The following is a 941-nucleotide window of genomic DNA, read 5'->3' on the forward strand; positions in this document are numbered from 1 at the left end:
ATGGCGCTACGCCCTTTCCGGAACCATGGGCGCGGCGCGCGCGGCCGTCTCGTGCCCGCGAGCCGCCGATGCAGATGCCCGTGACAGGATAGTCGCAATTGTAACGTAATTTATGTGGCATGCGGCATCGGGCTCGTTCGACACGATGAACGTTCTGTTCGTCCACAACAACTTTCCCGCCCAGTTCAAGCATCTCGCCCCGGCTCTCGCGCGCAGCCCGGGCACCACCGTCGTCGCGCTCGGCACGCAGACGGCGCGCGATCTGCCGGGGGTCCGAGTCGTGCGCTACCGGTCGCGGCGAACCGACCTCGCCGCCGTGCATCCGTTCGCCCGCCGGCTCGAGATGGAGAGCAGGCGCGCCGAGGAGGTTCTCTACGGGCTGACCGCGCTGAAGGCCTCCGGCTTCGTTCCGGACGTCGTAGTCGCACATCCAGGCTGGGGCGAGACCTTGCCGCTCCGTGCGGTGTTCCCTGCGACGCGCCTGGTCGTCTACTGTGAGTTCTATTACGGCTCCACCGGCCGCGACGTCGGCTTCGATCCCGAGTTCCCGAGCATCGGGGTGGACGGGCACGTCGCACTGAGCACGAAGAACGCCGCGACCCTGCTCGCGCTCGCCGAGTGTGATCGGGGAATCGCGCCGACGCTCTGGCAGCGATCGACCTATCCGCGCCGCTTCCATGACCTGATCGACGTCGTGCACGACGGCATCGACACGGCGGTGGCCGCGCCTGATCCGAACGCCGTGTTTCGGCTTCCGGACGGGCGCTGCCTGAGGCGTTCCGACGAGGTGGTCACCTTCGTGTCGCGTCACCTTGAGCCGCTGCGGGGCTATCATGTCTTCATGCGGGCGCTCCCCCGTGTGCTGGCATCGCGTCCCCGGGCGGAGGTCCTGATCATCGGCGCCGACGGTGCCGGCTACGGTCCGCCACACCCCGGCAGCG

The 941-nt window shown here is 68.3% G+C and carries 1 protein-coding gene and 1 pseudogene; one reads left to right on the forward strand and one right to left on the reverse strand.

From position 1 onward, the window contains the following. The coding region (locus ABTU92_RS29685; protein ID WP_408095132.1) for a hypothetical protein at positions 1-193 on the reverse strand (193 nt) is incomplete at its 3' end. Positions 194-280: 87 nt separating this feature from the next. Here ABTU92_RS29685 and ABTU92_RS29690 point away from each other — a divergent pair. Continuing rightward, positions 281-941 (forward strand): annotated as a pseudogene (locus ABTU92_RS29690) (glycosyl transferase family 1); the annotation flags it as partial.

Origin of the sequence: Rhodoplanes sp. SY1 (assembly GCF_046000175.1) — a bacterium.
Classification (GTDB): Bacteria; Pseudomonadota; Alphaproteobacteria; order Rhizobiales; family Xanthobacteraceae; genus Rhodoplanes.